We start from the raw sequence: 6921 nt of genomic DNA, 5'->3' as shown, positions 1-6921 counted from the left end.
ATATGATTCTTTCTAATGATGGTTTTGTCGCTTTTCATTATAGATCTTATGGAACTTTTTTTCTACAACAAAATAGGCTCCATAATATCTATAGGGGATTTACCCACTACAAATATTATAGAGCCATTTTTTTGATGCAAAAAGAGACTGAATTTAAGGAGAAAATGAAGTATAGTGTATTGAAGTTGAAATAGTACACTTTGATTTCTAAGACATTGTTAGAAATTGGTTTAAATTCCCTAATCAATTTGCGCATGTTTTATTTCATTTTACGATAGTACGCTGAAACTTTTCAAAAAGTACTAGAAATTGACTTGGACTCCCCAATTGATTTGTTCAGATTCACTATAAATAAAAAATTAATAAGAGGGATAGGAAGTTAGCGTCAACTAGGATAGTATCTTGCTTAAACAGTATTATGGGACTGATATAAGTCCATAGGCTCTATTAGAGGATGTTCTGGTGTCTTATTCACTTGTTTTTTATAGCATTAGTAGATAGAATCAGCAAATAAAAAAGTAGTTCAAATGCCTGGCAGCAAAAAATCTCAACGATTCACTTAATATAGACTAAAGTTTAGAGTTTAAGGAAAGTAGGGATAGTATATTGTATGAAAAAATAAGATGGTTTTTAAGCAAAACTCTTGAAAATGATTGAAAAAAGAGTTATTATAGTTGTATAGTAAAAAGCAAACGCTTACTTAATCAAGGAGGACAGTTTATGTCATACAAAACAAGCAATGCAGAAGGTCATGTAGATTTCATCAATACCTATGATTTGGAGCCCATGGCGCAAAAAGTGATCCCTAAAGCAGCCTTTGGTTATATCGCCAGTGGAGCAGAGGATACTTTTACTTTACGGGAGAACATCCGTGCTTTTAACCACAAACTCATCGTTCCGCATACGCTTTGCAATGTAGAAAATCCAAGTACAGAGATTGAATTTGCAGGTGAAAAACTGTCTTCACCAATCATTATGGCGCCTGTTGCGGCTCATAAATTAGCTAATGAACAGGGTGAAGTGGCGACTGCGCGTGGTGTGCATGAGTTTGGTTCTCTTTATACAACTAGCTCATACTCTACTGTTGACCTTCCAGAGATTTCTGAAGCCCTTCAAGGGACACCTCACTGGTTCCAATTTTACTTTAGTAAGGATGACGGTATCAACCGCCATATCATGGACCGTGTGAAGGCTGAAGGTTATAAAGCGATTGTCTTGACGGCAGATGCTACTGTAGGGGGTAATCGTGAAGTGGATAAGCGTAATGGTTTTGTCTTCCCAGTTGGCATGCCGATTGTTGAAGAATACCTGCCAGAAGGTGCTGGTAAATCAATGGACTTTGTTTACAAATCAGCTAAACAACGCTTGTCTCCACGTGATGTAGAATTTATCGCTGAATACTCAGGACTTCCTGTGTATGTCAAGGGACCACAATGCCGTGAGGACGTTGAACGTTCGCTTGCTGCAGGAGCTTCTGGTATCTGGGTAACCAACCACGGTGGTCGTCAAATCGACGGTGGACCAGCTGCATTTGATTCACTTCAAGAAGTAGCAGAAGCAGTCGACAAACGCGTACCAATTGTCTTTGACTCAGGTGTTCGTCGTGGTCAACATGTCTTTAAAGCCTTGGCTTCAGGAGCAGACTTGGTAGCTATTGGTCGCCCTGTTATCTATGGCTTGGCTCTCGGCGGTAGTGTTGGTGTGCGTCAAGTCTTTGAACACTTGAATGCGGAATTGAAGACAGTTATGCAGTTGTCTGGAACTCAGACCATTGAAGATGTCAAACATTTCAAACTCCGTCACAACCCATACAACCCAACCTTCCCAGTTGACCCACGTGACTTAAAATTGTATTGATAAAAGAGATTGCCTCCACTGAATGTGGAGGTTTTTCTTCGTGTATTGGAAGAATAAATCACCATTAAAAACAATATAAATATATTTTCTAATCAAATATCTTGCTAGGGCTTTCATTTTTTGCTATACTGGTGCAGTAATTAAATAATAAAGACATTTGGGGTGCTTTAGGCTGAGATGATACCCATTGAACCTGATACAGTTAAGACTGTCGAAGGGAAATGTGAAACGTTTTTTCGTATGTCGAAATGAACGGTCTAATCTTGTAAGCTAAACTCTAATTCTTGATTGTAATTGGAGTTTTTTTGTTTATATAAGCTGGATGAAGGTGATACAAAGCATTTAGGTAGCTCTTCTTGAACGCCCTTGATTTTCTTTAAAAAGGTCAAGTAAAACTAGGATTTTCTTGGTGTTTTGTTGATTACGAACGAGTAAAAGGAGGAAAAATAAATATGGAAACACAGGTTTATGCATTTCAGCCAGGTTTGATTGTTGGAGAATTATTAAAAAATAGTCAGAAGGATTGGCAGGCTGCAATCAATCATCGTTTTGTCAAGGAACTTTTTACGGGGACAATTGAGAATAAGGTCTTAAAGGATTACTTGATTCAAGATTATCACTTCTTTGATGCCTTCTTATCCATGCTAGGTGCTTGCGTAGCCCACGCAGACCAGCTTGAATCCAAGCTCCGTTTTGCCAAGCAACTAGGCTTTCTTGAAGCAGATGAAGATGGTTATTTCCAAAAGGCTTTCAAAGACTTAAAAGTATCTGAGAATGACTATCTGGAAGTGACCTTGCACCCTGTAACAAAAGCCTTTCAGGATCTGATGTATTCGGCAGTGGCTTCATCAGACTATGCCCATCTTTTGGTCATGCTGGTCATTGCAGAAGGACTCTATTTAGACTGGGGTTCTAAAGATTTGGCTCTACCTGAAGCCTACATTCATTCGGAATGGATCAATCTCCACAGAGGTCCTTTCTTTGCAGAGTGGGTTCAATTTCTGGTTGACGAACTCAATCGTGTCGGAAAAGGTCGAGAAGATTTGACAGAACTTCAGCAACGCTGGAATCAAGCGGTCGCTTTAGAATTAGCCTTTTTTGATATTGGTTATGATGCCTAGAGAAAGTTCAGGATACTGACAAATTTGACGAGGTAAATCATTCAATGTAACTGAAAAAAATTCTCAACTAAAGATAGAGATAAATCGAAATCAATAGATCGTATAAAGTGAAAAGAAAGGAATTCAATATGACAAGTTTAAAATTATTAAAAGAAAAAGCACCTTTGGTCATTTGCATAACCAATGATGTAGTAAAAAATTTCACAGCAAATGGATTAGTAGCACTGGGTGCCTCACCAGCTATGAGCGAGTACCCAGCAGACTTAGAAGATTTATTAAAATATGCTGGAGGATTATTGATTAACATTGGGACTTTAACGGATGATAATTGGAAATTATACCAAGCTGCTCTGAAAATTGCAGAGAAATATAATGTCCCAGCAGTTTTAGATCCTGTAGCCTGTGGAGCAGGAGAATATAGAAAAAAAGTAGCAGATGATTTAATCAACAATTACAAACTAGCTGCGATTAGGGGGAATGCTGGAGAGATTGCTTCTTTAGTAGGTATAAATGTGGCATCTAAAGGAGTAGATAGTGCTGGTGTGGATAATATTGATGAGATTGCTCTAGCAGCCAACGCTAAGTTTCATATTCCAATAGTAGTGACTGGAGAAGTTGATGCGATTGCTGTTAATGGAGAAGTGGTAACGATTCATAATGGTAGTGCCATGATGCCAAAAGTCATTGGGACAGGATGTTTATTAGGGGCAGTGGTAGCAAGCTTTATCGGACTAGAAAAAGGTCAAGAATTGAAATCATTAGAAACAGCAATGTTGGTTTACAATATCGCTGGAGAAATGGCAGAAAAACGTCCAAATGGACATCTTCCTGGAACATTTAAAGTTGAATTTATGAATGCCTTATACGAGATTTCAGATGAAGATGTAAAGGAATTCAAAAGAGTGAAGTAAAATGTTTCATAAAGAATTACTAAAACTATATTTTATTTGTGGAACGACTACTTGCCAAGGAAAAGATCTATATAGAGTCGTTGAGGAAGCCTTAAAAGGTGGTATAACCTTATTTCAATTTCGTGAAAAAGGGGAGGGAGCCTTAGAAGGTAAAGAAAAAGTCGAATTAGCAATTAAACTACAGGATCTTTGTAAAAAATACAATGTTCCATTTATCGTTAATGATGATATTGAGTTAGCATTGGAAATAGATGCTGATGGCGTACATGTAGGACAAGATGACCTTGGAGTTGATGAAATTAGAAAATTGATGCCAGATAAAATAATTGGTCTTTCTATAAAAAATGAGGAAGAATTTCAACAATCAAAAGTTGAATATGTAGATTATGTCGGTGTTGGTCCTGTATTTGATACCCAGTCAAAGGATGATGCTGGTGGTGCTATAGGTTATGAAGGTCTTAAATTGATAAGAAAACTATTGCCACAAATGCCCTTAGTTGCAATTGGTGGGATACAGACGCAACATATTAAAGACATTATACAGACCAATATAGATGGTGTTTCAATCATTTCAGCAATATCGTATGCAAAAAATATAGAAAAAACTGTTCGAGAAATGAGTGAACAATAGGTATCAATCTATCCTTGGATTCTGAGTAGGATTTTCCTTTTTTAAAAAGCTATGTTCAGATTCAGCTTGAATGGCTAATTCATCAAACAGGTCATTTGTTTTTTGCAAAAGAAAGATCTGCTGTATTTATGAGTGCAAGGCTGTATTTCCAGTTCAATTTCTTGAACTAGTATAAAATGTGTGTTATAATAATCACATAATTAAATAATAAAGACATTTGGGGTGCTTTAGGCTGAGATGATACCCATTGAACCTGATACAGTTAATACTGGCGAAGGGAAATGTGAAATGTTTTTTTCGTATGTCGAAAAGAACGGTCTAATCTTGTAAGCTGAACTCTAATTCGTATCTGTAATTAGAGTTTTTTCTTTTACGAAACTGGATGAAGGTGATATAAATCCTTTTGGTAGCTCACCTTGAGTGCCCCACTTTTCTTTAAAAAAAGGAGTTTTTTATGTTGAAAAAATGGCAGTTAAAAGATGTTATTTTGCTTGCTTTCTTGTCTATCTTTTTTGGTGGCGTTTTCGTTGGTTCAGGATATGTGTATAATATTCTCAGCCTACTCTTAACACCTCTTGGTTTACAGGCTTTTGCCAATGAAATCCTCTTTGGACTCTGGTGTATGGCTGCGCCCATTGCTGCCATCTTTGTTCCGAGAGTCGGAAGTGCAACGATTGGAGAAGTGCTAGCTGCGCTTGCTGAAGTCCTTTATGGTAGCCAATTCGGTCTAGGTGCCCTTTTGTCTGGCTTGGTTCAAGGTTTGGGAAGTGAACTTGGTTTTATCGTAACCAAGAATCGCTATGAAAGTTGGCTCTCTCTAACTGCTAGTAGTATTGGGATTACGCTTGTTAGCTTTGTCTATGAATACATTAAGTTAGGTTACTACGCCTTCTCTCTTCCTTTTGTCCTTTCCTTGCTTGTGGTGCGTTTTATTTCTGTTTATTTCTTCTGTACCATTTTGGTTCGTGCCATTGTCAAACTCTATCATCAGTTTGCAACTGGAGGAAAGGCATAGATGGGGCTGGAATTACGGGAGATTCAGGCCCCAATTTTTTCGGAACCGCTTGATTTTACTTTTCATGAGCAAGCTTTTACCTTGTTAGTTGGGAGTAGTGGGTCTGGAAAATCGAGCCTCTTTCAAGTTATTGCCCAAGTTAGTTCTCTTCCCTATAGCGGTCAAGTCCTGATAGATGAGAGCGAGGTCAGTCAGCTTTCTATCATCGAACGTGTCCAAACGGTTGGTATTCTCTTTCAAAATCCCAATCATCAATTTACCATGGAGAACTTGTTTGAGGAGCTGATTTTTACCTTGGAGAATATCGGCTATCCCGTTCAGGAAATTGATTCTAAAATAGCAGAGGTTGTCCAGCAATGTCGTTGCAAGGACATCTTGCACCGTCCCATCCATCACTTATCAGGTGGAGAAAAGCAAAAGGCTGCTTTGGCTGTTCTCTTTGCTATGAATCCTAGGGTCTATCTATTAGATGAGCCCTTTGCTTCCATTGATCGCAAGAGTAGGATAGAGATATTGGAGATTCTAAAAGAGTTGGTCTCTAATGGGAAGACAGTTATTTTGTGCGACCATGATTTATCTGATTATGAAGCCTATATCGACCATATGGTGGGGCTAAGAGTTGGACAACTAAGGGAAGTGTTTCAAATCCCTGCCTCTGAAATGACACAGGCTGTTTCAAAGGAGGTTGCTTCTAGCCCAGAACTATTCCATATGGATCGAACGACTTGTGAGCTTGGTAACCGCCCCCTCTTTTCGATTGCTGATTTCACATTTTACCAAGGAATTTCCTGTATTTTGGGTGACAATGGTGTCGGGAAATCAACCCTCTTTCGGTCTATTCTTCAATTTCAAAAGTATAAGGGGCGCATTACCTGGAGGGGGACAGTCCTGAAAAAGAAAAAGAGTTTGTATCGTGACCTGACGGGTGTTGTTCAGGAAGCTGAGAAACAGTTTATCCGAGTCAGTCTGCGAGAAGAGCTTCAATTAGATGGACCTGATTCTGAAAGAAATCAACGAATTTTCCAAGCTTTACGATATTTTGATCTGGAGCAGGCTCTTGATAAGAGTCCCTATCAATTAAGTGGTGGTCAGCAAAAAATTCTTCAGCTCTTGACCATCTTGACCAGTAAGGCTTCAGTGATCTTGCTAGATGAACCTTTTGCAGGTTTGGATGATAGAGCTTGCCATTATTTTTGCAAGTGGATTGTGGAGGAGAGAAATCAAGGAAGAAGTTTTCTGATCATTAGCCATCGTTTAGATCCCTTGATCTCTGTGGTTGATTATTGGATTGAGATGACTAGTCAGGGTCTTCGTCATGTGAAATCAGTGACAATTACCAAACCACTTACGTCTCAGAGTAGCAATATCCAAGGGGAGGTGAGATAG

7 protein-coding genes and 2 riboswitches are annotated in these 6921 nt (G+C 38.5%); all 7 genes read left to right on the top strand.

Annotated elements, in window-relative coordinates; translation table 11 throughout:
• Positions 1–194 (top strand): hypothetical protein (locus HT697_RS10170; RefSeq protein WP_205380473.1); only part of this gene is annotated, 194 nt, incomplete at its 5' end.
• Positions 195–720: 526 nt separating this feature from the next.
• A complete protein-coding gene (lctO, locus tag HT697_RS05670) occupies positions 721–1857 on the top strand; it encodes an L-lactate oxidase (protein ID WP_088791092.1) in 1137 nt (378 codons plus the stop codon).
• Positions 1858–2005: 148 nt separating this feature from the next.
• Positions 2006–2094: riboswitch (TPP riboswitch) on the top strand.
• A gap of 215 nt (positions 2095–2309) precedes the next feature.
• A complete protein-coding gene (locus HT697_RS05665; protein WP_173217691.1) occupies positions 2310–2978 on the top strand; it encodes a TenA family protein in 669 nt (222 codons plus the stop codon).
• A gap of 128 nt (positions 2979–3106) precedes the next feature.
• On the top strand, positions 3107–3889 hold the full coding sequence (gene thiM / locus HT697_RS05660) for a hydroxyethylthiazole kinase (RefSeq protein ID WP_050262178.1): 783 nt from the start codon (positions 3107–3109) through the stop codon (positions 3887–3889).
• A gap of 1 nt (position 3890) precedes the next feature.
• Positions 3891–4520: a thiamine phosphate synthase gene (gene thiE / locus HT697_RS05655; protein ID WP_173217690.1), complete on the top strand. Its 630-nt coding sequence runs from the start codon at positions 3891–3893 to the stop codon at positions 4518–4520.
• Between the two features lie 208 nt (positions 4521–4728).
• A riboswitch (TPP riboswitch) is annotated at positions 4729–4817 on the top strand.
• A 157-nt stretch (positions 4818–4974) separates the two neighbouring features.
• Positions 4975–5535 (top strand): ECF transporter S component, encoded by a 561-nt coding sequence (locus HT697_RS05650; RefSeq protein WP_173217688.1) that lies wholly within the window; start codon positions 4975–4977, stop codon positions 5533–5535.
• Positions 5536–6921: an ABC transporter ATP-binding protein gene (locus tag HT697_RS05645; RefSeq protein WP_173217686.1), complete on the top strand. Its 1386-nt coding sequence runs from the start codon at positions 5536–5538 to the stop codon at positions 6919–6921. It abuts the gene before it with no gap.

The sequence above is a fragment of the Streptococcus sp. 1621 genome (genome assembly GCF_013276615.1).
Lineage (GTDB): Bacteria > Bacillota > Bacilli > Lactobacillales > Streptococcaceae > Streptococcus.
This window is presented reverse-complemented; position numbering and strand designations above follow the sequence as displayed.